The sequence below is a fragment of the Roseibium alexandrii DFL-11 genome, from assembly GCF_000158095.2.
Taxonomy (GTDB): Bacteria; Pseudomonadota; Alphaproteobacteria; order Rhizobiales; family Stappiaceae; genus Roseibium; species Roseibium alexandrii.
Window position 1 is genome coordinate 4,267,150 of sequence record NZ_CM011002.1, and the last position, 23,239, is coordinate 4,290,388.

Annotated in this window: 28 protein-coding genes; 17 read left to right on the top strand and 11 right to left on the bottom strand. The window is 56.7% G+C overall.

Going from position 1 to position 23,239, the window contains the following annotated elements; translation table 11 throughout:
* Positions 1 to 27: 27 nt before the first annotated feature.
* Positions 28 to 534 (bottom strand): hypothetical protein, encoded by a 507-nt coding sequence (locus tag SADFL11_RS19755; protein ID WP_209002657.1) that lies wholly within the window; start codon positions 532 to 534, stop codon positions 28 to 30.
* 168 nt (positions 535 to 702) lie between these two features.
* Between SADFL11_RS19755 and SADFL11_RS19760 the strand changes: the two genes are divergently transcribed.
* Both SADFL11_RS19760 and SADFL11_RS19765 read left to right on the top strand, forming a co-directional pair.
* Positions 703 to 1,104 (top strand): SH3 domain-containing protein, encoded by a 402-nt coding sequence (locus SADFL11_RS19760; RefSeq protein WP_167579010.1) that lies wholly within the window; start codon positions 703 to 705, stop codon positions 1,102 to 1,104.
* A gap of 299 nt (positions 1,105 to 1,403) precedes the next feature.
* A complete protein-coding gene (locus SADFL11_RS19765; protein WP_008193000.1) occupies positions 1,404 to 1,934 on the top strand; it encodes an SH3 domain-containing protein in 531 nt (176 codons plus the stop codon).
* A gap of 7 nt (positions 1,935 to 1,941) precedes the next feature.
* On the opposite strand, the gene SADFL11_RS19770 is transcribed toward SADFL11_RS19765, so the two are convergent.
* The gene (locus SADFL11_RS19770) at positions 1,942 to 2,481 is read right to left on the bottom strand and encodes a CAP domain-containing protein (RefSeq protein ID WP_040451070.1); all 540 of its coding nucleotides are present in this window, start codon (positions 2,479 to 2,481) and stop codon (positions 1,942 to 1,944) included.
* A gap of 224 nt (positions 2,482 to 2,705) precedes the next feature.
* On the bottom strand, positions 2,706 to 4,001 hold the full coding sequence (gene ccrA / locus SADFL11_RS19775) for a crotonyl-CoA carboxylase/reductase (protein ID WP_040451069.1): 1,296 nt from the start codon (positions 3,999 to 4,001) through the stop codon (positions 2,706 to 2,708).
* A 285-nt stretch (positions 4,002 to 4,286) separates the two neighbouring features.
* Here ccrA and SADFL11_RS19780 point away from each other — a divergent pair, with 285 nt between their 5' ends.
* The 6 genes from SADFL11_RS19780 to SADFL11_RS19805 all read left to right on the top strand — a co-directional run bounded on the left by SADFL11_RS19780 (position 4,287) and on the right by SADFL11_RS19805 (position 9,666).
* A complete protein-coding gene (locus SADFL11_RS19780; RefSeq protein WP_008188575.1) occupies positions 4,287 to 6,284 on the top strand; it encodes a protein meaA in 1,998 nt (665 codons plus the stop codon).
* 137 nt (positions 6,285 to 6,421) lie between these two features.
* Positions 6,422 to 6,802, top strand: coding sequence for a hypothetical protein (locus tag SADFL11_RS19785; RefSeq protein ID WP_040451068.1), 381 nt, complete (start codon positions 6,422 to 6,424; stop codon positions 6,800 to 6,802).
* A 154-nt stretch (positions 6,803 to 6,956) separates the two neighbouring features.
* Positions 6,957 to 7,952 carry a sodium-dependent bicarbonate transport family permease gene (locus tag SADFL11_RS19790; RefSeq protein ID WP_228198223.1) on the top strand — a complete coding sequence of 332 codons (996 nt, stop codon included), beginning with the start codon at positions 6,957 to 6,959 and terminating at the stop codon, positions 7,950 to 7,952.
* Positions 7,953 to 7,955: 3 nt separating this feature from the next.
* Positions 7,956 to 8,267: a P-II family nitrogen regulator gene (locus SADFL11_RS19795; RefSeq protein ID WP_008196415.1), complete on the top strand. Its 312-nt coding sequence runs from the start codon at positions 7,956 to 7,958 to the stop codon at positions 8,265 to 8,267.
* Between the two features lie 133 nt (positions 8,268 to 8,400).
* Positions 8,401 to 9,075 (top strand): carbonic anhydrase, encoded by a 675-nt coding sequence (locus SADFL11_RS19800; RefSeq protein ID WP_008191448.1) that lies wholly within the window; start codon positions 8,401 to 8,403, stop codon positions 9,073 to 9,075.
* 87 nt (positions 9,076 to 9,162) lie between these two features.
* Entirely contained in the window at positions 9,163 to 9,666 is a 504-nt protein-coding gene (locus SADFL11_RS19805; RefSeq protein WP_008194746.1) for a DinB family protein, read from the top strand.
* Here the strand turns inward: SADFL11_RS19805 and SADFL11_RS19810 are convergent.
* Positions 9,647 to 10,606 (bottom strand): LysR family transcriptional regulator, encoded by a 960-nt coding sequence (locus SADFL11_RS19810; protein ID WP_008190908.1) that lies wholly within the window; start codon positions 10,604 to 10,606, stop codon positions 9,647 to 9,649. The two genes, SADFL11_RS19805 and SADFL11_RS19810, sit on opposite strands and share 20 nt — an antisense overlap.
* A 104-nt stretch (positions 10,607 to 10,710) precedes the next feature.
* On the opposite strand from SADFL11_RS19810, the gene SADFL11_RS19815 reads away from it, so the two are divergent.
* A complete protein-coding gene (locus SADFL11_RS19815) occupies positions 10,711 to 11,115 on the top strand; it encodes a RidA family protein (protein ID WP_008189511.1) in 405 nt (134 codons plus the stop codon).
* A 14-nt stretch (positions 11,116 to 11,129) separates the two neighbouring features.
* Here SADFL11_RS19815 and SADFL11_RS19820 read toward each other — a convergent pair whose 3' ends face one another.
* From SADFL11_RS19820 to SADFL11_RS19840, 6 genes are all read right to left on the bottom strand, one after another.
* Positions 11,130 to 12,023, bottom strand: coding sequence for a DMT family transporter (locus SADFL11_RS19820; protein WP_008194356.1), 894 nt, complete (start codon positions 12,021 to 12,023; stop codon positions 11,130 to 11,132).
* A gap of 5 nt (positions 12,024 to 12,028) precedes the next feature.
* Complete coding sequence (locus SADFL11_RS19825) at positions 12,029 to 12,769, bottom strand: TenA family protein (protein ID WP_008191285.1); 741 nt, start codon at positions 12,767 to 12,769, stop codon at positions 12,029 to 12,031.
* 76 nt (positions 12,770 to 12,845) lie between these two features.
* A complete protein-coding gene (locus SADFL11_RS19830) occupies positions 12,846 to 13,880 on the bottom strand; it encodes an aspartate-semialdehyde dehydrogenase (protein WP_008194809.1) in 1,035 nt (344 codons plus the stop codon).
* A 104-nt stretch (positions 13,881 to 13,984) separates the two neighbouring features.
* A complete protein-coding gene (locus SADFL11_RS25340) occupies positions 13,985 to 14,122 on the bottom strand; it encodes a hypothetical protein (protein WP_166672820.1) in 138 nt (45 codons plus the stop codon).
* Positions 14,123 to 14,253: 131 nt separating this feature from the next.
* Entirely contained in the window at positions 14,254 to 14,994 is a 741-nt protein-coding gene (locus SADFL11_RS19835; protein ID WP_008191292.1) for a maleate cis-trans isomerase family protein, read from the bottom strand.
* A 20-nt stretch (positions 14,995 to 15,014) separates the two neighbouring features.
* Positions 15,015 to 16,151: a M24 family metallopeptidase gene (locus tag SADFL11_RS19840; RefSeq protein ID WP_008190559.1), complete on the bottom strand. Its 1,137-nt coding sequence runs from the start codon at positions 16,149 to 16,151 to the stop codon at positions 15,015 to 15,017.
* A 212-nt stretch (positions 16,152 to 16,363) separates the two neighbouring features.
* Here SADFL11_RS19840 and SADFL11_RS19845 point away from each other — a divergent pair, with 212 nt between their 5' ends.
* Positions 16,364 to 16,732 (top strand): ArsR/SmtB family transcription factor, encoded by a 369-nt coding sequence (locus SADFL11_RS19845; protein WP_008191997.1) that lies wholly within the window; start codon positions 16,364 to 16,366, stop codon positions 16,730 to 16,732.
* Positions 16,732 to 17,229 carry an arsenate reductase ArsC gene (locus SADFL11_RS19850; protein WP_040451067.1) on the top strand — a complete coding sequence of 166 codons (498 nt, stop codon included), beginning with the start codon at positions 16,732 to 16,734 and terminating at the stop codon, positions 17,227 to 17,229. Before SADFL11_RS19845 ends, SADFL11_RS19850 begins: the two co-directional genes overlap by 1 nt.
* A gap of 6 nt (positions 17,230 to 17,235) precedes the next feature.
* On the opposite strand, the gene SADFL11_RS19855 is transcribed toward SADFL11_RS19850, so the two are convergent.
* Entirely contained in the window at positions 17,236 to 18,498 is a 1,263-nt protein-coding gene (locus SADFL11_RS19855) for a multidrug effflux MFS transporter (RefSeq protein ID WP_228198224.1), read from the bottom strand.
* A 210-nt stretch (positions 18,499 to 18,708) separates the two neighbouring features.
* On the opposite strand from SADFL11_RS19855, the gene SADFL11_RS19860 reads away from it, so the two are divergent.
* The 6 genes from SADFL11_RS19860 to SADFL11_RS19885 all read left to right on the top strand — a co-directional run bounded on the left by SADFL11_RS19860 (position 18,709) and on the right by SADFL11_RS19885 (position 23,053).
* A complete protein-coding gene (locus tag SADFL11_RS19860; RefSeq protein WP_040451066.1) occupies positions 18,709 to 18,999 on the top strand; it encodes a YciI-like protein in 291 nt (96 codons plus the stop codon).
* The gene (locus tag SADFL11_RS19865) at positions 19,000 to 19,425 is read left to right on the top strand and encodes an EVE domain-containing protein (protein ID WP_008188972.1); all 426 of its coding nucleotides are present in this window, start codon (positions 19,000 to 19,002) and stop codon (positions 19,423 to 19,425) included.
* A 27-nt stretch (positions 19,426 to 19,452) separates the two neighbouring features.
* A complete protein-coding gene (locus SADFL11_RS19870; protein ID WP_008195255.1) occupies positions 19,453 to 20,118 on the top strand; it encodes a class I SAM-dependent methyltransferase in 666 nt (221 codons plus the stop codon).
* A 144-nt stretch (positions 20,119 to 20,262) separates the two neighbouring features.
* A complete protein-coding gene (locus SADFL11_RS19875) occupies positions 20,263 to 21,435 on the top strand; it encodes a M20 aminoacylase family protein (RefSeq protein WP_008197011.1) in 1,173 nt (390 codons plus the stop codon).
* Between the two features lie 57 nt (positions 21,436 to 21,492).
* Positions 21,493 to 22,287, top strand: coding sequence for an AlbA family DNA-binding domain-containing protein (locus SADFL11_RS19880; RefSeq protein ID WP_008193859.1), 795 nt, complete (start codon positions 21,493 to 21,495; stop codon positions 22,285 to 22,287).
* A gap of 4 nt (positions 22,288 to 22,291) precedes the next feature.
* Complete coding sequence (locus SADFL11_RS19885) at positions 22,292 to 23,053, top strand: sulfite exporter TauE/SafE family protein (RefSeq protein WP_008191527.1); 762 nt, start codon at positions 22,292 to 22,294, stop codon at positions 23,051 to 23,053.
* Positions 23,054 to 23,239 lie beyond the last annotated feature (186 nt).

Genomic DNA, 23,239 nt, shown 5'->3' on the forward strand with positions numbered 1-23,239 from the left:
ACTCTGGTCCGGCCCGCGGCGGCTGGATCAGTTTACCTTGATCTGGTGGGTGACATCCTTGCCGTTACTGACTGTGACTTGCTTGAAGCCGATCAGTTTGCAGAAATCGAGGAAGTTCAACTCTTGTGGCTGGTCGGTGCGGGCGAAGAGCTCGGTGCCCCGGGCCATGGAGGTCAGCGACGCCAAAAGGGCGCGCATCCGGTAGAGCGTGTCGTACTGACCGTCGCCCGTGGCGACGATGATCAGTTTTTCCAGCTCCGCGCCCTTGGCGAACAGGTGGTAACCAGGGGCATAAGCTTGCTTCGATTGCTGCGCGGCAAGACCGATGACAAATGCCGCTCTTGAACGCTTGTTTGCATCAAGGGCCGGTTCGACGTTTGAAATGTAGGGCTCACTTGTCTGAGGAGCTGGATAGTAATAGTCCGCATGCGAATCAAAAGCGCTGGATGGCAGCGTGCTGGCCGCCAGAACCGTTGCCACACATACAGCTTTAAATGCTCTGCGCGTGCAGGCCTTTAGAATAAGATGGATCACGTTTTGAGCCCCCCAAATGATAAGGCTCTATGAAGTCTGGACTTCTGACCGAAATCAAGGGCGAACATGATGCCGAATGAAGGCGGAAACGCTTGAGGGTGCTATACTTTCGCCACGTTATCGGCTCACATGGCCGATGTCTGGGCAGATAAACAGGAGTTTTTGAGGATGTTGAACCGCTTTGCGATGGCTCTGGCCGCTGCGGTCCTGACGATAACACCGGCTCTCGCCCAGTCCGGCGGCCCGGCAATCGCCTACACCACAGCCAATTTGAACATGCGCGCTGGGCCCGGAACCAACTATCCGGTGCTGACAACCTTGCCTCAAGGCGCCGGGGTCACCGTGTTCGGCTGTACGGCCGATTTTCAGTGGTGCGATGCGGCTTTCACCACTGTCAAAGGCTGGGTCTCGGGGAAATATCTCAGCTATGGCGTTCAGGGCCGGTATTACGGCCAGCCGATCCCGCGGTCCGGGATTTACGTGGGCGTGCCGCGTTATCAGCAGAACTACCCGGTCTATGGGCGTGGTCCGGTAAGGGTTCAGCCCCTGCCCGGCTACCGCCGGTACTAATCCAAAGATCGATACGGCAATGGGAGGTGCGCCCGTGTTTTGGCGGGCGCTTTCGTTTTGTAGCGGCCGCCATCCTCTCGAACCAAGCCGTTCTTTTGAGCAGTTTCAACGTATATCGGAAGCTATCGTTTCGTTGCTGTCTGTATTATATTTAATTCTTTCGTTAAGTACTTATGTGCTCTTTAGAAAACTGTGCTGGACTTGCAATATGAACTGTAGATGAATGGTTCCGTTGCAATTGGGCCATTTTGAATCTCCACATCACTGCTGTGTCATTGGTAGTTTTTGGAGAAAATATCATGTTGAAACAAGCAGCATTGGTGATGATGACCGCAGGATTTCTTGCACAGCCTGCAATGTCCCAGGCAAATGCATCAGTCGCCTACACTACAAGTGGGCTGAATATGCGGGCTGGGCCCGGAACCAGCTATCCGGTCATTACAACCTTGCCGCAAGGCGCGGCAGTCCAGATTTCAGGATGTACCGCCGGCTATGGCTGGTGTGATGCCAGCTACGGGAACGTGTCCGGATGGGTTTCCGGCAGCTATCTGGTTTACGGAACGCGGGGCAGCTATTACCGCCAGCCTATCCCAAGCGCGGGCGTTTATATCGGCGTGCCGATCATCAATCGGAACGTGACCATTTACAATCGGCCGGTGCGCCCGCGTGTTTATGCGCCGCCGCCCCGCGGCCCGCGTGGTCCGTATTATCAGCCGAGACCGCCGCGTGCTGTTGCGCCTATACTGCCGGATCGCCCGCCGCGGGCCCAGGTCAGACCGCCGCGGCCGCAGCATCCCGTACAGCCGCCACGTGGTCCGAGGCGTTCCTGACAAGGCCCTACTGAGTTGGAGCCGGAGCCGCCAGAACCAGCGACCAGAACACCTTGTGCTTGGCATTGGCAGAATAGGCTGTTGCGATGCCAAGCCGGGTGGCGGACTTTGCAAGAAGAACTTCGTTGTGTTTGGCAGACTCCCGCCATCCGGAAAAGGCTTCTGCAAAGGTGCGATAACCGGCACTGACATTTTCAGAAGCGGCGGTTTTGGGCTCGCCGATTGCTGCCATGCGGGTTTCCAGTTGCAGATTGGACGCAAGCGATGCCTGAACTGTTCCGGCGGATGCCATGGCGTTGGCTTGGGTCTGTGCGATGGAGGTCAATCGCGGGTCGGGTGTGACGGCCGCCAAGCCATTGTTGATCCGGTATTGCGAGATCATTTGCGCCGCTGTCGCCTGATCGACCTGACCGTCCGTTTTTGCCAGATCCTGATAGAACGGTGGCGTTTGCAGGCGATCGCCCATGCAGGCGGACAGTCCCAAGGCGGCGAGCCCAATGGGGATCAACAAAAATCTGGAAAGGGATCGCCGGGCTGTCGCACGCATGTTCAATAAGCGCCTGTATCTGGAGTGCATCGTGATTCGATGCAGGAACTGTGTCGGCGAATAGCAGCAGAATTGGGACTGGTTCCACAAGCCATGTGATGAATGCTGAGATTGCTGCCCACAGATGGGGGAAGTCTGACGGTGCCGGCCAAATAAAAAAGCCAGCCCGAATGTAGGGCTGGCAGGCTGCATCAGGCTCTAAGCCTTCGGGGAGAAAGGTTGATCTAGCGCTTTCCCGCTTCAATCACGTCTTCAAGGGTCCGCAAACCTGTGGCCGGTGCACAGACAAGGACGGACATGTTTCCGGGTGCGTGTTGGTTCTTCCACATCTTGGTGTGCGCTTGCGGGATCTGATCCCATGGGAACACTTCGGACATGTACGGGTCGATCCGGCGCTCGATCATGAGCTTGTTGGCGGCCGATGCCTGCTGCAGATGCGCAAAGTGCGAGCCTTGCAGGCGCTTTTGGTGCATCCACATGTAGCGGACGTCAAACGTGCAGTTAAAGCCAGACGTGCCGGCACAGATCACGACCATGCCGCCTTTTTTACAGACGAACGTCGAGACTGGGAACGTAGCTTCGCCCGGGTGCTCAAAGACGATATCGACGTTGTTGCCCTTGCCGGTGATGTCCCAGATCGCTTTGCCAAACTTGCGCACTTCCTTGAACCAGTCAGCATATTCCGGTGAGCCGACCTTCGGCAGCTGGCCCCAGCAATTGAAGTCCTTGCGGTTCAAGACGCCCTTTGCGCCCAGATCCATAACGAAGTCACGCTTGTCTTCATCGGAGATGACACCAATGGCGTTGGCGCCGGCTGCCGTGATCAGCTGGATCGCATAGGACCCAAGACCGCCGGATGCGCCCCAAACCAGGACGTTCTGGCCTGGCTTCAGTTCATGCGGGTGGTGACCGAAGAGCATGCGGTAGGCGGTCGCGAGGGTCAGCGTGTAACAGGCGCTTTCTTCCCAAGTCTGGTGCTTTGGACGCGGCATCAGCTGCTGCGCCTGAACCCGGGTGAACTGGGAGAAGGACCCGTCCGGGGTCTCGTAGCCCCAGATGCGCTGGGAATTGGAGTACATCGGGTCGCCGCCGTTGCAATCCTCGTCGTCGCCGTCGTCCTGGTTACAGTGGATGACGACCTCATCGCCGACTTTCCAGCGTTTTACCTTGTCACCGACGGCCCAAACGATCCCGGATGCATCCGAACCTGCAATGTGGAACGGGGCGCCGTGGCCGTCGAACGGGCTGATCGGCTCGCCAAGGCCGGCCCAGATGCCGTTGTAGTTGACACCGGCGGCCATCACGAGAACCAGAACCTCATGGCTGTCCAGTTCCCAGGTCGGCACGACCTCAAGCTTCATCGCGTCTTCCGGAGCGCCGTGACGTTCCCGGCGGATCGCCCACGCATACATGTTTTTAGGAACGTGACCGAGCGGCGGGATTTCGCCGATTTCGTAGAGATCTTTCAACGGAGCGTCTCCCCGCGTTTGGTTGTCATTGGCTTGCGCTGTTGCTGTCACTCTCCCCTCCCAGGGCTGTCTTTGGCGCGATTTTCTTTCGCATATGCAAAAGGCTCTGTCGGGGCAAAACCCCAATTTGCGCAACTATTGTTCAAAAATGGATACGTATCTATACGACTATTGCTTAACTTGCGTTTTTTGGCCAGTCGTATTTTGCATTGCAAGAGAAGGGTTTCGCGCGTGCGCAAACTCCGGCACACTGTTGGTCTTGGGAAATGGACCGGTAAATCAGGTGCTACAGGGAAAAGAAGACTGGCAAAATAAGGCCTTAGGAGGAGAAGCGGCATGAGCGCAGCAGGCGATGGCAAGGTAGAGCGGGACCGTCCTTGGATCTTCCGCACCTATGCGGGGCATTCCACAGCCGCCGAATCCAACAAGTTGTACCGGGGCAATTTGGCCAAGGGGCAGACCGGACTGTCCGTGGCTTTCGATTTACCCACACAAACCGGCTATGATCCGGATGATCTTTTGGCGCGCGGTGAAGTTGGCAAGGTCGGTGTGCCGGTTGCCCATCTCGGCGATATGCGGACACTCTTTCACGAGATCCCGCTGGAGCGCATGAACACGTCCATGACGATCAACGCGACCGCGCCGTGGCTTTTGTCGCTTTATATAGCCGCGGCGGATGAGCAGGGCGCAGACCGCAAGCTTCTCTCCGGCACAACACAGAACGACATCATCAAGGAATACCTGTCCCGCGGTACTTATGTGTTCCCGCCGGCGCCGTCGCTCAGTCTGACGACGGATGTCATTTCGTGGACCTATTCCAACATGCCGAAGTGGAACCCGATGAATGTCTGCTCCTACCATTTGCAGGAAGCAGGCGCGACACCGGTCCAGGAATTGTCCTTCGCGCTGGCAACGGCCGTTGCGATTTTGGACAGCATGAAGGCCAGCGGAGCGATCCCTGAGGAAGATTTTCCAAAGGCGGTTGGCCGGATTTCGTTTTTCGTGAATGCAGGCATGCGCTTTGTCACTGAGATGTGCAAAATGCGCGCCTTTACAGAGCTTTGGGACGAGATTTGCCGCGAGCGCTACGGCGTGGAAGATGAGCGCTACCGCCGGTTCCGTTATGGCGTTCAGGTCAATTCGCTCGGCCTGACGGAGCCGCAACCGGAAAACAACGTCTACCGGATTCTTGTTGAAATGCTGGCCGTGGTTCTGTCCAAGAACGCGCGCGCGCGTGCAGTTCAGTTGCCGGCCTGGAACGAGGCGCTGGGCCTGCCGCGTCCTTTCGACCAGCAATGGTCGCTCAGAATGCAACAGATTCTCGCCTATGAGACCGACCTCCTGGAGTATGCGGACATCTTCGACGGGTCTGCGGAAATTACCCGCAAAGTGGAAGACCTGAAAGACGAAGCCCGTGAGGAACTCGCGCGCATTGACGCGATGGGCGGGGCGGTTGCAGCTGTTGAATCCAGCTACATGAAGCGCAAGCTTGTCGAGGCCAATTCGGCGCGCCTTGCCGGGATCGAAAGCGGTGATCAGGTGGTCGTGGGTGTCAACAAGTGGACTGAGACCGAGCCATCGCCACTGGCCGCTGGCGAAGACGGCGGCATTCTGACAGTGCCCGAGCATGTCGAGGGCGAGGCCATCGAGAAGGTCAAGGCTTGGCGTGAGGCGCGGGATCAGGCAGCTGTTGATGCGGCCATTTCCGAACTGCGCGCGGCAGCACAGGAAGGGCGGAACATCATGGAACCGTCCATTGCTGCGGCTAAAGCTGGTGTCACCACCGGTGAATGGGGCCGCACCTTGCGGGAGGTCTTTGGTGAATACCGGGCTCCAACAGGCGTTGGGCAATCCGTTAGCGACGATGCCGGTGATCTGGCCGCAGTGCGGGCGGATGTGGAAGCTGCATCAGAAAAACTCGGCCGGCGTCTCAAGTTCCTCGTCGGTAAGCCGGGGCTGGACGGGCATTCCAACGGGGCGGAGCAGATTGCCGTGCGGGCGCGGGATTGCGGCATGGAAGTCGTTTACGAGGGCATTCGCCTGACCCCGGCCCAGATCGTCAATGCGGCGGTCGAAGAAGACGTTCACGTGATCGGCCTGTCCATTCTCTCCGGATCCCATTTGGCGCTGGTGCGTGATGTCATGGATCTTTTGAGAATTTCGGGCGCGGATGACATTCCTGTTGTCGTCGGCGGTATCATCCCGGATGAAGATGCTGCGCAGCTGAAAGCGATGGGAATTGCTGCGGTCTATACGCCCAAGGACTTCCAGCTGACCGACATCATGGCCGATGTCGTCAAGATCGTTGGCGGTTCGGCTGAAAAGGCCGCGTGAGTTTATTCCACACAACGCCAGTTTTGCTCCTTTTGGAACAGTAGGTTAACTTAGCGTAAACAATTGTTAATGGTTCGAGGTAATACTCTTGGGAATCCGCCAGAAGGCGGTTAATCTGTGAAGGCCAGGAGGCCGAAATGGCGACGACGATTGAAAGGCCCATCGCGGCCCAGGTCGTGGCGCATGCGACAGAGTATCCCGCGGACCGGGACGGTGATGGCACCGGATATGGCCGCAAAAAACAGCGTACCGCAGAGCGCCAGGATCAAGATACCGGTTCCTCGAATGAAGACCCGGCCGTTCTCATTGACGATCATCACACTGTAGATCATACCCTCGACGGGATTGCTGCCTATAAGGCTGCAGCTCTTGAAGTTCTTGAGCCTGGCGTGGATCACGGACCTGTTCATCCGTTGCCCGGACCGGTCGACAAAGTGCCGCCGCAGAACGTCAGGCATGCCTATGAAGACCACCCGGACGGTGAAGAGCCACCGCACGCAGTAAATGTCGCGACTTGAGCCGCGTGAGGCTTAGTCAATCGGGTGCAATCAGGGCTGTTTTTCCTTGAAATCCGCCGGGAAACGCCTCATACCGCGCGGCGTAGGTGATCCTACGTATCTTTGAGCGTGCCGGTTGGCTCGCAAAAATCAGATCAAGCAGGGGCGACCAGAGGTGATCGAAACAATTCTTGGATTGGCGGCGCAGAACCTTTTGTCGCCTATCATCTTGTTTTTCGCGCTTGGTTTGGGAGCGGCTTTTGTCCGCTCCGACCTGACGATCCCGGAAGCGGCCGCCAAATCCCTGTCGATCTATTTGCTCTTTGCCATTGGCTTCAAGGGCGGGGTGAGCGTGAGTGCGCACGGTATTGATACGACCCTGATCCTGTCTCTGATCGCTGGACTGATCCTGTCCTTTGCGCTGCCGTTCCTGGCGTTCGCTCTTCTGCGTGGAATGACACGGTTAAGCACGGTGGATGCAGCTGCTGTCGCCGGCCACTACGGCTCAATCTCGATTGTGACCTTCGTTGCGGCAACCTCTGTCCTGCAAAGCCAAGGGATTGCCAGCGAAGGCTATTTGGTGGCTGTGGCCGCTGTGATGGAAGCGCCGGCTATTCTGTCCGCGCTTTGGATCGTTGCACGGTTCTCCTCCAGCGCGGAAGCCAAGGAGCGTGAACAGGATACGCAAGGCCTGTGGCGTGAGATCTTGCTCAATGGTTCGATTGTGCTGTTGGTCGGTTCGTTCCTGATCGGGTTCCTGACCGGCGAAGACGGTCTCAAGGAAATCGAGAGTTTCATTGTCTCGCCGTTCAAAGGCGTGCTCTGCCTGTTCCTCCTCGACATGGGGCTGGTTGCGGGCCGCGGATTGCGGGCCAGCGCTCACCAGCTGCGTCCAGGCTTGATCAGCTTCGGCATCCTGATGCCGGTGCTGGGATCGGCTGCCGGATTGATCGCTGCCAGCCTGATCGGTCTGTCGACCGGCGGGGCGGTTCTTTTGATGACCTTGAGCGCGTCAGCTTCCTATATCGCGGTGCCTGCGGCCATGCGTGTGGCCTTGCCTGAGGCCAATCCGTCGATTTATCTCACCATGTCGCTTGGAATAACCTTTCCATTCAATCTGACACTTGGCATACCGCTGTACTTAAGTGTCGCGCAGGCAGTGGGGGGATAAGCCATGGAAATGAAACAGGCCAAGCGGGTCGAAATCACGATCGAAGCACCGATGGAAACGCGTTTGACGGATGCGCTCGACCGCGCAGGGGTCACCGGCTATACGATTTTGCCGGTACTCGGGGGCAGTGGCCGGTCTGGCCGGTGGAGCCGCGAGGGGCAGGTGTCCCGTGCCGGCGGCATGGTCTCGATTATTTGCATCATCCGTCCGGAACGTCTGGATGAGCTTCTGGAAGCTGCATTTGGCGTGGTTGAACGGCATATCGGCGTAGTCTGCGTGTCCGATTGCCAGGTTCTGCGCGCCGAGCGCTTCTAAGGCCCCCGCACACCAGACCTTTAGCCACTTTTGCTGAGGGCGTGTACGTACTTCCCCTGATTGGGTGTGCCCGAGTGATCCCGTAAAACTGTTGAACTGCACTGCGTGCGCCAATGCTCAGGAGATCACGGCGATGGCATTCCCATCCGAATTGCTCAACGGATACAGCCGTTATCTGCACAAGGGCTTTTTGCGCGACAAGGAAATCCAGGAACATCTCGCGATATACGGACAGACGCCGGAAGTCATGGTGGTGTCCTGCTGCGACAGCCGTGTGACCCCGGAAGGCATCTTCGGGGCAGGCCCGGGTGAGTTGTTTGTCGTGCGGAACGTTGCCAATCTCGTACCGCCGTTCGAGGCCACCGAAGGCCAGCACGGCACAAGCGCGGCCATAGAATATGGCGTGACCGGTCTTCACGTGAAGCACATCGTGGTTATGGGCCATTGCAAGTGTGGGGGCATCCAGGCCTTCCGCGAAAGCGCCAATCAGGACCACGCGCAGAAGGGCTTCATTGGGCGCTGGATCAAGCTTCTGGAACCTGCAGCGATCTCAATGGCATGTATGCCGGTCGACAAGATCGAAGATCCGCAGTTGGCCATGGAATATGCGGGCGTTCGGCAATCGCTGAAGAACCTGATGACCTTTCCATTTGTAAAAGAAGCTGTTGAGGCAGGGGAGTTGAAACTGCATGGCGCCTGGTTCGACATCGGGTCTGCCGAGCTCCGGGTGATGGATCCGGTCACAGAGCGTTTTGAAACCGCAGACGGCCCGGAAGCCATGCCGATCCCGACGGTCGCCGCTGAATAGTACGGGTTGCTTGATTGGGCCTAGCCGGGTGAGCAGTTTTTTGGCATCAAGCGGTTCAAGTTCTGATACCTGCTCCAAGGCCATTCCATGACAACTGATATTGCGATCTACCAGCGTCTTGCCAAGTACAACACCTGGATGACGGACAAAGCCTATATCGCCGCTGACAAGATGAGCGATCCAGATCGCAGGGAAGACCGCGGTGCTTTCTTCAAATCCGTTCATTCCACGCTCAATCATCTGCTTTTTGGCGATCGCGCTTGGATGCGCCACTTCACGGGCCGGGATTACAAGGTCGGTGGCATGGGCGTCGATATCTTCGAGGATTACGAAGCCCTCAAGGCCGCGCATTTCGAGATCTGTGCCGACATTGAAGAATTTTCTGGTGGACTGACTTCAGAGTGGCTGGCCGGGACCCTGGAATGGACCAGTCGCAGTGACGGTCAGACCCGGATGCGGCCGCGCTGGGTGTGCCTGACGCACATGTTCAACCACCAGACCCATCACCGGGGCCAGCTTTCGACGCTCTATATGCAGGCCGGGATCGACATCGGCAAAACAGATCTGCCGTTCATGCCGGATCTGATGTAACTGACGGGGGCTCCGTCAGCCCCGGGTTTTCTCGGTGCTGCCGGAACCGGTCAAGGTCTTTGAACAAGAGATCGAGGAACTTTCGGACACGTGGTTCAAGGTGTTTCCTTTGCGGATAAAGCGCGAGGATAGGAATGGAACCGCAGGACACATTCGGTAGAACAGTTTCCAATTGACCATTCGCCAGTTCGTCTTCGACAAGCAGTCTTGGCAGGAGAACGATTCCCAAACCGGCCAAACCCGCATCTCGCAACGCGCTGGCATTATCGACTCGAAGTCGGGAACGGCCGGATACGCGGGTCCAAACGCCCTCTTCTTCACTCAGATGCCAGCACTGCTTTTCCGGATGTGTTCCAAAATAAATGAGATCCAGCGGTCCGAGTTGTTCGATGGATTGGGGTCGAGTGCGATCAGCAAAGTAACTTGGTGCGGCGCAGAGCACTGCTCGATCAATCAACAGTGTCCGCATTATCAGTCCCTGGTCCGGTTCGGTGACGCCAATCCGAAGGGCCAAGTCATAATTGTCAGCGACGACGTTTTCGACGCGATCTGAGAAGCTGATTTCGATCTGGATGTCAGGCCAATCCCTAAGGTAACGCTGAACGGTCGATAACAAGAGTTTTCGCCCCATCGCTCCAGGGGCAGCAATGCGCAAGGTGCCTCGCGGTGTGCCGGCCGAGTTTTGCAATGTGGTTTCTGTTTCTTCGATTGCAGCGCGTATTTGCATTCCGTGCCGATAAAGGTCCTCTCCTTCCGGTGTTAGCGATATCGCCCGGGTTGTTCGGTTGAGCAGGCGGGTTCCATAGTGATCTTCAAGTCGCGCAACTGCCTTGCCTGCCGTTGACCGGGTAAGGCCAAACGCTTTTCCTCCAGCGACAAAACTGTTCTTATCGATTACCGACATGAAAATCAGAATGTCATTGACCCGCGATCCAATCATATCTGCCTGCTAACTAGCGAAAAAATATCGTTACTATTGCGAAAATAAATCGCTAATGAAATCGCGTAAAGAGAAGCCCAATCGTATAAGCAAAGGGTTTCCAAATGTCAGACACACTTCAGCGCCTAAATCCAATCGAACTACCAGATGCCGGCAAAATCGGATATTCGCAGATTTCAATTGTCGAACCGAAACGACTTGCTTTTGTGTCTGGCCAAGTTGCCTGGGGCGCCGATGGAACACCAACCCCTACGACGTTTTCCGAACAAACAGCCCTTGTAGTTAGAAACTTGGAACGGGCCTTGGAGGCGATTGGCTCAATGCCCCATGACATTGTTCAGATGCGGATTTATGTTACCGATCTGACAGACGAAACGCTGTCCGAGGCCATGAAGCAGCTCACGGTATTTTTGAATGGAGCGCGTCCGAGCCTCACGGGAGTTGGCGTTGCCAAACTCGCAAGTCCAGACTTACAAATCGAAATTGAGATGGTGGTGCAGGCAGCGTAGGCGCCTTCGCGACGTTAACTCGCAAACAGCAACGCGCTTCCCACAACAACCAGGCTTGCACCGGCCCAGGCGCCAAGTGCCGGGATCTCCTTGGTGCGCCACCAGAGCATCGGCAGCATGAGGGCCGGAGTGGTTGCGGAAAGGGTCGCGATGATGCCGACTTCACCGCCGGACAGCGCGAACAGGATGAGCGTCATGCCGACGCCCATGCCCAGGACACCGGAGAGCGCAATCAGGCCAACGAGGGACGGGGTAAATTGGCCTGCCGGTTTCACCCAGGATACTGGAAGGCGGGTTAATGCCAGGAGGCAGAGCGCAGCCATTCCGACCCGAAGGCTGGAGGCGGCGACCGGATCGGCGCCGGTTTCCATCACCGGCCGGGCGATCAACGAGCCGATGGACTGCGACAGGGCCGCGGCCAGTCCCAGCAAGATGCCGGCCCACAGCGGCCCGCGAATGCTCTCCCATTGGTGCAGCTGGGATTTGCGTTTACCGAAGCGGATTGCCAGCAGCACGCCGCTGAAGGTGATGAGAATGCCGAGGATCTGTGTGACCGTCAGATCTTCGTTCAAGAGCAGCCAGCCAAGGATCGCCGACATCGGCGCATTCAGCGAAAACAGCATCGCGGTTCGGCGCGGGCCCATTCGGTTCAGCGTCAGGAAAAGCGCCGTGTCGCCCATGAAGATCCCGATCACGCCGGAGAGCATCAGAGGCACAATATGGTCGGCGCTGATTGATCCCCAACCGGTGGTGAACGCCACCCAGGCAATCAACATCAGCGCGACGAGCACCATGCGGGTGCAATTGAAGGCAATCGCACCTAAGTGCTGCGCCGGCCCCGCCGATATCAAGCCGGTCAGAGCCCAAAGGGCGGCGGCACCAAGAGCGGCAGCTTCATAGACAAACATTGTTCTTAAGACCGCACGGCAAGATCAGCCGGAAGAGTTGCTTCGCCCGTCCAGGCCGCGTCAAAAAACGCCGTTTCAAGCATGCTCATGCGGGTAAAGATCTCCGCCAGACGCTCCTGTTCCTCTGCGCCAAGCGGGCTACCAACGGCATCCATCTCTTCGCGGATCCAGTTGACGAAAGTTTCAAAGCCCTCGACTGCATGCAGATCGATCCATTCGGCGAGATAGAAGTGTTGCGGGCGTGGCTTTTGTGCTTCGCGCAGTCCCCAGGTCAGATAGGACCACTCCGCGCACAGGAGGCAGGCAAGGCCCTCGGCATAGGTGCCTTTGCCGGATGAGGTGAGAAGCATATCCGCGAACGCACGGGTTACAGGACCCTGTGCAGCTGTTTCATAGACGGAAGGAGAGACGCCAAGCGCTTCAAACGAGCGCAGGAAATAGTCGTTTTCTTCAGACGTCAGCAAAGCCAGGAATCCCGAGAGCCGCGCCTTGGAGCGCATGGAGGGTGCTTTGGCGACGAGATAGCCCAGAGTGGAAGCCAGATCGGTGATGAAGGTATAGTCTTCAATCAGATACCGGGCATAGGCGTCATCCGGCATGGTGCCGTCGCCGATGGCCCTGGTGAAGGCATGACCTGTGGCTGCGCTCCAGTGCGGTTCGGCGCGGGCGGCAAGCCAGTCGGTAAACCGGGCATCAGTTTTGGTTGTCAGGAAATCCTGAAAGGATCCGGAAAAAGCCTCGGGCATTGAGCCGGGCTCCTTGTTTTGAAAATTTCTGGCAGGAGAAGAAAAACGGGCGCCGGAGGGCGCCCGTTTAAAAGGATCAGGCTGCTGCCTTTTTCGGAGTGATCAGGCCGCGGTTCACCAGAACCTCGGCGATCTGTACCGTGTTGAGCGCCGCGCCCTTGCGCAGGTTATCGGAGACAACCCACATGTTGAGGCCGTTCTCGATGGTCGCATCTTCGCGGATCCGGGAGATGTAGGTCGCATCTTCGCCAGCCGACTCATACGGCGTGATGTAGCCGCCGTCCTCGTGCTTGTCGATGACGAGGCAGCCTGGAGCCTCACGCAGGATGTTGCGGGCCTCTTCTGCCGTGATCTCGTTTTCGAACTCGATGTTGACGCTTTCGGAGTGGCCGATGAAGACCGGCACACGAACCGCGGTGCAGGTCACCTTGATGGCCGGATCCAGCATCTTCTTGGTTTCGGCCAGCACCTTCCATTCTTCCTTGGTGTAGCCGTCTTCCATGAAGCCGTCGATGTGCGGGATGACGTTGAAGGCGATCCGCTTGGTGAACTTTTCCGGCTCGATCGGGTCGTTCACGAACACGGCGCGGGTCTGGTTGAACAGCTCTTCCATGGCGTCCTTGCCGCCACCGGAAACCGACTGGTATGTGGAAACGACAACGCGCTTGATCTTGGCATGATCATGAAGCGGCTTCAGCGCAACAACGAGCTGTGCGGTGGAGCAGTTCGGGTTGGCGATGATGTTCTTCTTGGTGAAGCCGGTGATGGCATCGGCGTTCACTTCAGGAACGATCAACGGCACCTCCGCGTCGTAGCGCCAGGCGGACGAATTGTCGATCACAACGCAGCCCTTTGCACCAATCCGTGGGGACCATTCCTTGGAAATGGTGCCACCAGCGGACATCAGGCAGATGTCGGTATCGGAGAAATCATAATTCTCCATCGCCTGGACCTTCAGCGTTTTATCGCCAAAAGAGACTTCGGTACCTTGGGAGCGGCGGGACGCCAGCGCGACGACTTCGTCCGCCGGAAAGCCGCGCTCTGCGAGAATATCCAGCATCTCCCGGCCAACGTTTCCGGTTGCCCCAGCGATTGCGATCTTGAAACCCATGTGACTGTCCTTGTCCGTCTCCCCGCTTCACCAGCTGCCCAGGTCATCAGGCATGCCAGCTTCCTGGCGCCTCCCATCCCCGGGGAGGCGGGATGAGCGGCACCTTAAGCGGTGGTCTTGGTAGTTTTTGTCGTGTGCTTGAATGTGGTTTTGGCAGGCGTCATCGTCCCGCCGCGCATGAAGGTCACGCTGGCAAGGGCTTCAGACATCATATCCAGAATGTCGGCTTTCAGCCGGGTCATCGGAAACTCACATTCGACAAAATTCGAGACGGCGCTCTTTTTGCCCGGAAAACCTTGAGAGTCAATACGCAAAGCGGCCAGATCCGGTCTTTAGGTTTTCGTTTGTTGCTGAAAGGCGACGGTTTGTCAGATCAATCGAACAGCTGGCCCGGTCCGCGCCCTTTGGTCTCAAGTCCGGCAAGCCGCATCATGTGCCAGGCGAGCGCTGAGTTGGAACTGATGACCGGCTTGCCCAGTTTTGCTTCGCAGGCTTTGAGAACCGGAAAGGTGCGCAGGTTGGTGCAAGAGGCGAATACGGCATCGATTTCCGGAGCACTGCCGACCGAGCAAATGGCTTCTTCAACCGATGCTGGAGAAATTCGGGCCACGACGGCTTCTTCTGATTGACCAAACGAGCCCAGGTTCACAACGGTAAGACAATTGTCTTTAAGCAGCGAAACAACCGCTTCGGAAACTTCGGCGATATAGGGCGTGACCACCCCGAGCTTTTTTGCGTTCAAGTGCTCCAGTGCGGCCAGCACAGCTGCGGCCGGATTGGTGACCTTGGTAGTCGGGTGGGCTTTTCGGACAGCTGCCGCAACGGCGTCCGAGCCGATGACAGTGGACGCCGAAGTGCAGGCATAGCCAATGACATCCAGATCACGGGCACCTGGCAGAAGAGCAGCAGTCCCTGTCAGTTGCGATTTCATGCGTATCAGGGTTTCGGAGGTGACCTCCGGGGCGCTTTCGATGCGCGTGTGATTGAGCGTCACGCCATCCTGATCAAACAGCGGCCGGAACTCGTTTTCGATGGTTTCGTCCGCTTGCAAAACGATCAAGCCGAGAGCCGCCTTGTGTGCAAGGCCTGCGTCTGTTTCGAAACTAAGCTGCATGAGGGTCTTCCTCTTTTTTGTCAAAGAACCGGGATGTCCGGTTCGGCAGGAGTGCTCAGAAATTCCGGTGCGCCGTCGCGTATGACGATGTTTTCCTCATGCACCATCATCTTGCCCTTCCCAAGATCAAGGCCCGGTTCCAGTGTCAGAACCATCCGCTCCTGAAGGACCGTTGTGTCGAATGCAGTGAGGGACGGTGTTTCCGTTAGCTGAATGCCGAGGCCATGCCCCATCCGTCCGACGCCGCCGTCTGATTGTCCAAGCACATCGGTCATGGCATTGAAAAGATCCGCGCAGGTTTTGCCCGGCCGGGCAATGGCGGCCGCGGCATTTGCCGCTTCGACAAGTTTTCGATGGGCTTGCCGGATAGCATCGCTGGCATGGCCGATCGCATAATTCCTGTCAAAGTCACAGAAATAGCCGTTCTTGACTGCGCCCGTGTCGAGCATAAGCACATCACCTGATTTAAGTGGTGCATCGGTGGGCGGCGAAATCACATCGCCATACCCTCCCGGGCCGGCGCCGCCGACAAGATACGGCACATCATCCGCACCCCGCTCCAGAAGATCTATCTTGAACCTTCGAAAGGCGCTCTTCAGGCTTTGGCCTTCGCGAAACAAGTTTGGCGCGCTTTCAAAGCTGCGCGAAGCGATCTGGCAGATTTCCCGGTGGATCGCGATCTCAGTTTCCGACTTGATGTGGCGCAGGGCTTGGACAAGCGCACTGGCGTCCCGGAATTCAGTGCCGGGAAGGGTGACCTTGATCCGTTCAAAATCAATGAGTGGCATGCGCAGGGAACTCTCGCGGCCCATCGGCATCCCGACCACCGCGTAGGGGTTGAGCGCATCGCTTAAGAGGCCGACACCTTCGTCCGTTGGGTGGGGCGCCGCAAAGGTCCTGATATCATCGACCCAGGTGCTTGCCATCAAATGCGCGCCGATTTGCGGGATGATAGCGATGGGTTTGCCGGTTCGGGGAAGTATACAGAACCAGGGCCGCGCCGGACTTTGCCAGAAGAGCGTTCGAAACCCTGTGAAATATCGGACTTCCGCCTCTGTGGTGAACAGGAGCGCGTCGAGACCCTGTTCACGCATCAAGCGCTGAGCCCGATCTGCACGATCTTCAAATTCGGTCACCGGGAAAACTGCTTCTGACATTCGGGCTTCTTTCGACTGTTTATTTCGCTGTCGAAGCAATGCGTTTGGGATCAACGCTTTGATTGTTGGATGAGATTGATCCCGATGAGGAGAGAGGATCAGTTCTTTTCAGTCGACTCAAGCGGTTTTTCCGACAAAGGCCTGCCGGGACAGGGTCGAACAAGCATGCAAAACACCTTGCCAGTCACTTATAAATCAATATATCATGATTTATGGATATAAATTTCGCATTGGGGGCCTTCGGCGCTCTGAGCCAGAAAACACGATTGGATGTCTTTCGCCTTTTGATCAAGGCCGGGCCGGACGGGATGAACTCCGGAGAAATCGGAGAGGTTTTGGGTGTCCGGCAAAACACCATGTCCGCAAATCTCAGTGTTCTGCTTCAGGCAGGACTCGTGAAGAACGAACGGGAAGGCCGCAGCATCCGGTATTTCGCGAATATGGACCGGACGCGCGATCTTCTGACGTTTCTGCTGGCTGATTGTTGTGGTGGCCACCCGGATTTATGTGCGCAGGTCATGGACATCGTGACCTGCCAAACCGAGACAACGTCAATTGAAGACCATCGGGAAGGTTTGTAATGACTGATAAAGCCTACAATGTCCTTTTTCTTTGTACGGGCAATTCCGCTCGCTCCATCATGGCCGAGGCGATCCTGAACCGCGATGGCCGAGGCCGTTTCAAGGCCTTTTCTGCAGGCTCCACGCCTTCCGGATCTGTACGGCCGGAAGCTTTGGCGCTCCTTGGAAAGATGAATTACAAAACTGAAGAAGTCCGCTCAAAGAGCTGGGACGAATTCGCGGCCCCGGACGCCCCGGTAATGGATTTCGTCTTTACGGTCTGTGACAATGCGGCCAAGGAAAGTTGCCCGGTTTGGCCTGGGCAACCGATGAGTGCGCATTGGGGGGTGCCCGATCCTGTGGCGGTGGAGGGCAACGAGACCGAACGGCAACTGGCTTTTGCCGAGGCTTTCCGGATGTTGAGCAACCGTATTTCGATTTTTACAAGCTTGCCGTTGACGTCGCTCGATAAATTGTCCCTGCAGAAAAAGCTGGACGAGATCGGCAGCGCCAGCTGAACCAAATCATTCGGCCGGGGCGTCTCCGCGGCGCGCCGGCCGGAATGTCACAAGCGCAAGCGCCAGAGTGATGATGGCGCAAGCTGCGATCGCCCCCGTCAGCGGCAAGGCGGTTCGATCAAAGAACGGTGTGCAGAGGCCGATCATCACACCGCCCGCCACCATTTGCAGCGTGCCGCCGAGCGAGGACGCCATCCCTGCATGTTCGCCGTGGTCTTCGAGAGCCATGACCATCGCAGGAGCGATGACCTGCCCCAGAAACGAGTTGGCGACGAAAAGCAGTGCCATCAAAATCGGAAGGCCATCTAACCCAGACCAGACCAGCAGAAACAGCGTTGTTGTTGCAGCGGTAAAACCGCCGACGCCGACGAAGGCAACACGGGCCATGCCGAAACGCTCGCCCAAGGGGGCGGCGAACTGAGATGAGGCAAAGAAGCCAACCGCATTGATGGCAAAGACGATGCTGAAACCGGTCGGTGTGAGCTCGTACTGGGTCATGTAAACCAGCGGTGCGGCGGCGATGAATACGAAGAAGCTCGCCAATGCAAATCCGCCAATCAAAGTCAGTCCCAAAAAGCGTGCGTCGCCGGAGAGATAAATCGTGCTGCGAACCAAAGCGGCTGCATCAATTTTGCTGCGCCGCTCGCGCGGCAGTGTTTCCGGGAGCTGGAAATAAATCATCACCATCGATGCGAAGGCCAGAACGCCAAGGGTCAGGAAAATCAGACGCCAGCTGCCGAATGTGATGAGCACACTGCCTGCCAAGGGCGCAAGCATCGGAGAGATGCTGAAGACCAGCATGACCAGAGCCATAAGACGGGTTGCCTCGGTGCCGGTATGCAGATCGCGGACAACAGCGCGCACGATCACCATGGGCGCGCCTGCCCCAATCGCCTGAACCAGCCGGCCGAGCGTCAAGGCATCAACTTCTGCAGCCCAGGCACACATCAAGGACCCGATAATGTAGACAACGAGACCGAGAAACACGGGCAGGCGCCGGCCATATCGGTCGGCAAGGGGGCCATAGATCAGCTGCGCCAAACCGAACGCTATGAAATACACGGTAAACGTAAACTGGACAGCCGCATCGTCCGTGTTCAAATCGGCAACGATCTGCGGCATGGCCGGCAGATAAAGGTCAATGGCGAAGGGACCAACAACGGCCAAAAGGCCCAGCACAACGGCCGAGCGCACAAATCCAATAGACATGAAAATCCAATCACAAAGCGCCCGGCAGGAAAGACAATGGCCGGGAGAGCTAAGAAACACTCTCCTACCCCGCTTGTCGAGCGCTTTTCAGAAGTGTGATTTTGCAATCTGGCTTTCAAGGCTCTGATCCTGTTTCCCTCAACGCTTTCAGGGTGTAAATGAAACGCATGTTTTTGCCGCATCAGTGGTTCGAAGAGTTTTCTGGCGGCATTGAGTTTGCTAAGGCAGCGCACTAGGTTCAGCGTCACTCTGTCTAATGGGAAACCGTCAATGCTTTATGCCCTGATCTGCACCGACAAACCCGGTGCCTTGCAAACACGTCTTGATAACCGCGAAGCACATCTCGCCTTCTTGAAAGGCATGGGGGATGGCCTGAAGGCAGCTGGGCCGTTCATGGATGACGACGGCAACATGACCGGGTCCCTTGTGGTGATTGCAGCGGCCAACCGGGATGAAGCGCTTGCGATTTCCGAAGAAGATCCCTACGCAAAAGCCGGATTGTTTGAGAGTGTCGAAATCCGTCCCTGGAACTGGGTCGTGAAAAACCCGGAGAACGCATAAGTGCAGTACTGGTTGATCAAATCCGAGCCGGACAAGTGGTCCTGGGAACAGCAAAAAGCCAAGGGCGATGCCGGTGAACAATGGGACGGCATTCGCAACTACCAGGCGCGCAACAACATGCGGGCCATGGAAATTGGCGATAAGGCTTTCTTTTATCACTCCAACATCGGCAAGGAAGTGGTCGGTGTTGTCGAGGTCTGCAGCGATATACACCCGGACACAACAATCGATGATCCGCGCTGGGAATGCGTGGATTTCAAGGCTGTTTGCGACATGCCGAAGCCGGTGACACTGGCTCAGGTAAAGGCGGAGTCGCGTTTGGAAAAAATGTCCTTGGTGACGTCCATGCGCCTTTCCGTTCAGCCCGTCACGGAAGAAGAATGGAAGATCGTCTGCGAAATGGGCGGAATGTCCAAGCCAGCCTGATCCGACACCCGGTCTTTGGAAGTGCTTTTGGCCAGAATTACCGATCCCGAAAAGTTTATCCGGGAAGAAACCCGGATACGGCCCGTGCCGCATACGGAAGAGATCTCTCTTCATGTTGCTGATGAGGCGATGGACCTTTGGCAAAAGACCGAAGAGGAGATTGGTGAGCTTGGTCTGGCTCCTCCTTTCTGGGCATTTGCCTGGGCTGGGGGGCAAGGCCTTGCCCGCTATGTGCTAGATCACCCTGAAGTGGTTTATCAGAAGCGCGTGTTGGATTTTGCGTGCGGGTCCGGCCTGGTTGCCATTGCGGCAAAAATGGCCGGTGCGGGCTCTTGTCACGGGGTCGACATTGACCCATTTGCGATCGCGGCGGCCCGGCTTAATGCCGAACTGAACTGTGTGGTCGCAACGTTTGCCGAAGGGGATATCACCCGGTCTTCCGTTCCAGATGTCGATGTCGTGTTTTGCGGAGATGTGTTCTACGACCGGCATATGGCTGATGAGGTCCTGATATTCTTGGATAAGCTTATGGCAGCCGGAATTGAGGTATATGTCGGTGATCCCGGCCGGTCCTATCTGCCGAACGAACGGCTCAAGGAACTGTGCGAATACCAAGTGCCTGTTGTTGGTCAGTTGGAGGACAACGAAATAAAGAAGACGCGTGTCTACAAGGTGGCGGAAAATCAATCCTGAAGTCCGGTCCAGGCACGGAGATCCTTGCCAAACCGTTCGCATGTGTGACATTTTCCATCAACTGACAGTTTCTTCCGTTTTGGCCGCACATCATGCGCCGACGCGGACACCCCTTCAAAATTGAAGTTTTTCAAGGAGTTCTTCATGCCCATCGTAAATCGCCTCGCAGATCTGGCTGATGAGATCACAGCGTGGCGCCGCGACTTCCACGAAAATCCGGAAATCCTCTACGAAACGGTCCGCACGTCCGGCAAGGTAGCCGAGCTCTTGGAAAGCTTCGGTCTGGATGAAGTCGTAACTGGCATCGGCAAAACCGGTGTTGTCGGCGTGATCAAGGGCAAGAACGGCGGTACTGGCAAGACGATCGGACTGCGCGCGGACATGGATGCGCTTCCGATCGAGGAAATCACCGGAAAACCCTACGCTTCGAAAGTGCCGGGCAAAATGCATGCGTGCGGTCATGATGGCCATACTGCAATGCTTCTGGGCGCTGCAAAGTATCTGTCTGAAACCCGTAATTTCGACGGCACGGTTGTCGTGATCTTCCAGCCAGCCGAAGAAGGCGGCGCTGGCGCAAAAGCCATGATCGATGATGGTCTTATGACCCGTTGGCCGATCGATGAAGTTTACGGCATGCACAATTTCCCGGGCATGCCGGTTGGCGAGTTCGCGATCCGCAAGGGGCCGATCATGGCCGCGACCGATGAGTTCCGGATCGTCATCACCGGGCGCGGTGGTCACGCGGCCAAGCCGCATGAAACCATCGATCCGATCGTGACCGGCACGAACATGGTCAATGCCCTGCAGACGATTGCGAGCCGGAACGCCAACCCGCTGGATTCTATTGTTGTTTCGGTAACTGTTTTCAACGGTGGGAATGCCTTCAACGTGATCCCGCAGGAAGTCACCTTGCGCGGAACCGTTCGCACCTTGAGCCCGCAGATGCGGGATTTGGCAGAAGAGCGCATGAACAAGATCGTGACCTCTGTTGCCGATGCATTTGGCGCCTCCGCAGAGCTCACGTTCCTGCGCGGCTATCCGGTTACGGCCAACCATGATGAGCAGACCGACTTTGCAGCTGGCATCGCCGAAATCATCGCCGGAGAAGGCAAAGTCAACCGGTCGATTGACCCGATGATGGGCGGTGAAGACTTTTCTTTCATGCTGGAAGAACGTCCGGGTGCCTTCATCTTTGCCGGCAACGGCGACAGCGCCGGGCTGCATCATCCGGCCTATGACTTCAATGACGAACTCATCCCTGTTGGTTGTTCCTATTGGGTCAAACTGGTTGAAACGGCCATGCCGCGCGCTGCCTGATCATTTGTGCTAGAAAACGCCGGAGTTCTTCCGGCGTTTTCATTTCGGGTTCCTGCCGTGTCCTTTCTATCTTCCCGCCTGCCAATCATCCCGACTTATGTGCTTGTTGGCGCCATCGTCGGTGTTCTTGTTATTCATCCGCTCAATCTTGTGGTGGTTTGGTGGGAACTGGCGCGTTTTTCAGAAACGGCACCGCGGCTCATCGAGTTCTTGAATGCCCGTTTGTGGTTTGCGCTCTTGCCCCGTCACTGGGACGTCGCGGTTGCCTACACACTTGTCGGCGCCATTGTGGGTCTTGCCTTTGGTGTCTTCACCCGCAATTATTTGCGGGCCAGTGAGGCGTACAAATCCCTTCGTGAGGAACAAATCGCTCTTGTTCCGCAACTGATTGCGCAGGGTGAAACCGATCGGGTCGAGTTCAAATCTTCACTCCGGTGGGATGTTCAGGAAAACAGGATCAATCGCGGGTTGGAGAAGGTGATTGCGAAAACAATCGCCGGGTTCTTCAACGCCAAAGGCGGGCACCTGATTGTTGGTGTCGATGACGATGGCAAACCGCTCGGCCTTGCCAAAGATCTTGCCACCTTGCGCAGCCCGGATCACGATGCCTTTGAGCGGACTGTCAACGATATCGTCTCGAAGAACCTTGGGGGCGATTTGTGCCCTTACATTCACACGGTGTTTTCTATGGTCGGCGGGGAAGATGTTGCGATGATCATCATCCGGCCCGCACCCCGCGCTGTTTACCTCGAAGAGGGCAAATTATCGATCTTCTACGTGCGCAGTGGCAATTCCACGCGCCAGCTCGATGTTCGCGAGGCGCTCAATTACGCAAACACACGATGGTCGTGACAACGTGAGCCCGGTTGACTTCATCGTTCCTCAAGACCTGTCGGGGCTGGCAACGCTGCTGCTGGTTGCTTGCAGCTTCCTCACATCTGCTTTGACGGCTGCTGTTGGTTTGGGTGGGGGCATTGCTCTGATTGCGATCATGGCGCTGGTCATGCCGCTGAATGCCCTGGTTCCCGTGCACGGCGTCGTCCAGTTCGGCTCCAATGCGGGCCGGGCGATGGTTCAGGTCAAACATGTCGATTGGCTGATTGCGGTTTGGTTCGCAATTGGAGCTGCTGCGGGGGCGGCGCTGGGAGGTTCAATCGCTGTTCAATTGCCAGCTGCTATCTTGAAAGCGGGGATCGCCTTGTTTGTCGTCTGGGTGGTTTGGGGCAAGCCGCCGAAATTGGGCGGTATGAAAAAACGGGCCATGGCCGGCGCCGGTTTTGCGTCGACGTTCCTCTCCATGTTTTTCGGTGCGGCCGGGCCGATTGGCGGATCGGTGCTGTCCACACTCGACCTCACCCGCCATCAATTCGTTGCAAATCAAGCGATTACGGCCATGATGATGCACGTCTTCAAGATTGCTGTGTTCGGCCTTCTGGGTTTTGCATTCGCACCCTGGATTGGTCTGATTGTTGCGATGATCGTCAGCGGATTTCTTGGAACGCTAGCAGGCAGCCAACTGCTTGGGCGGATGAATGAGCAGGCGTTCAAAAAAGGATTCCGATGGGTGATGACGGCCCTTGCGTTGAACCTGATGCTTCAGGCGTTGGGCATTATTTGATGGAGTATTGAGCGGGCTCAACGACTTAGAATCTGATCGCCTCAGGCAAAAAATTAACGCCGACGAAACGTCGAGTTTCAAAAAAAGCAGCGGCTTCGGAACTCAAATCAGATAGTGTCAATTTTAACAATTACAAAGCATTGGAATGAAACGGTTTTTTGTTGCCGTAACCAATTGATAACCAAC

Excerpts from the sequence above, each read along its gene's own strand:
- SADFL11_RS19760 (WP_167579010.1), top strand. The coding sequence starts at position 703 with ATGTTGAACCGCTTTGCGATGGCTCTGGCCGCTGCGGTCCTGACGATA.
- SADFL11_RS19765 (WP_008193000.1), top strand. The coding sequence starts at position 1,404 with ATGTTGAAACAAGCAGCATTGGTGATGATGACCGCAGGATTTCTTGCA.
- SADFL11_RS19770 (WP_040451070.1), bottom strand. The coding sequence starts at position 2,481 with ATGCGTGCGACAGCCCGGCGATCCCTTTCCAGATTTTTGTTGATCCCC.
- SADFL11_RS19780 (WP_008188575.1), top strand. The coding sequence starts at position 4,287 with ATGAGCGCAGCAGGCGATGGCAAGGTAGAGCGGGACCGTCCTTGGATC.
- SADFL11_RS19785 (WP_040451068.1), top strand. The coding sequence starts at position 6,422 with ATGGCGACGACGATTGAAAGGCCCATCGCGGCCCAGGTCGTGGCGCAT.
- SADFL11_RS19795 (WP_008196415.1), top strand. The coding sequence starts at position 7,956 with ATGGAAATGAAACAGGCCAAGCGGGTCGAAATCACGATCGAAGCACCG.
- SADFL11_RS19800 (WP_008191448.1), top strand. The coding sequence starts at position 8,401 with ATGGCATTCCCATCCGAATTGCTCAACGGATACAGCCGTTATCTGCAC.
- SADFL11_RS19805 (WP_008194746.1), top strand. The coding sequence starts at position 9,163 with ATGACAACTGATATTGCGATCTACCAGCGTCTTGCCAAGTACAACACC.
- SADFL11_RS19810 (WP_008190908.1), bottom strand. The coding sequence starts at position 10,606 with ATGATTGGATCGCGGGTCAATGACATTCTGATTTTCATGTCGGTAATC.
- SADFL11_RS19815 (WP_008189511.1), top strand. The coding sequence starts at position 10,711 with ATGTCAGACACACTTCAGCGCCTAAATCCAATCGAACTACCAGATGCC.
- SADFL11_RS19820 (WP_008194356.1), bottom strand. The coding sequence starts at position 12,023 with ATGTTTGTCTATGAAGCTGCCGCTCTTGGTGCCGCCGCCCTTTGGGCT.
- SADFL11_RS19825 (WP_008191285.1), bottom strand. The coding sequence starts at position 12,769 with ATGCCCGAGGCTTTTTCCGGATCCTTTCAGGATTTCCTGACAACCAAA.
- SADFL11_RS19830 (WP_008194809.1), bottom strand. The coding sequence starts at position 13,880 with ATGGGTTTCAAGATCGCAATCGCTGGGGCAACCGGAAACGTTGGCCGG.
- SADFL11_RS25340 (WP_166672820.1), bottom strand. The coding sequence starts at position 14,122 with ATGACCCGGCTGAAAGCCGACATTCTGGATATGATGTCTGAAGCCCTT.
- SADFL11_RS19835 (WP_008191292.1), bottom strand. The coding sequence starts at position 14,994 with ATGCAGCTTAGTTTCGAAACAGACGCAGGCCTTGCACACAAGGCGGCT.
- SADFL11_RS19840 (WP_008190559.1), bottom strand. The coding sequence starts at position 16,151 with ATGTCAGAAGCAGTTTTCCCGGTGACCGAATTTGAAGATCGTGCAGAT.
- SADFL11_RS19845 (WP_008191997.1), top strand. The coding sequence starts at position 16,364 with ATGGATATAAATTTCGCATTGGGGGCCTTCGGCGCTCTGAGCCAGAAA.
- SADFL11_RS19850 (WP_040451067.1), top strand. The coding sequence starts at position 16,732 with ATGACTGATAAAGCCTACAATGTCCTTTTTCTTTGTACGGGCAATTCC.
- SADFL11_RS19860 (WP_040451066.1), top strand. The coding sequence starts at position 18,709 with ATGCTTTATGCCCTGATCTGCACCGACAAACCCGGTGCCTTGCAAACA.
- SADFL11_RS19875 (WP_008197011.1), top strand. The coding sequence starts at position 20,263 with ATGCCCATCGTAAATCGCCTCGCAGATCTGGCTGATGAGATCACAGCG.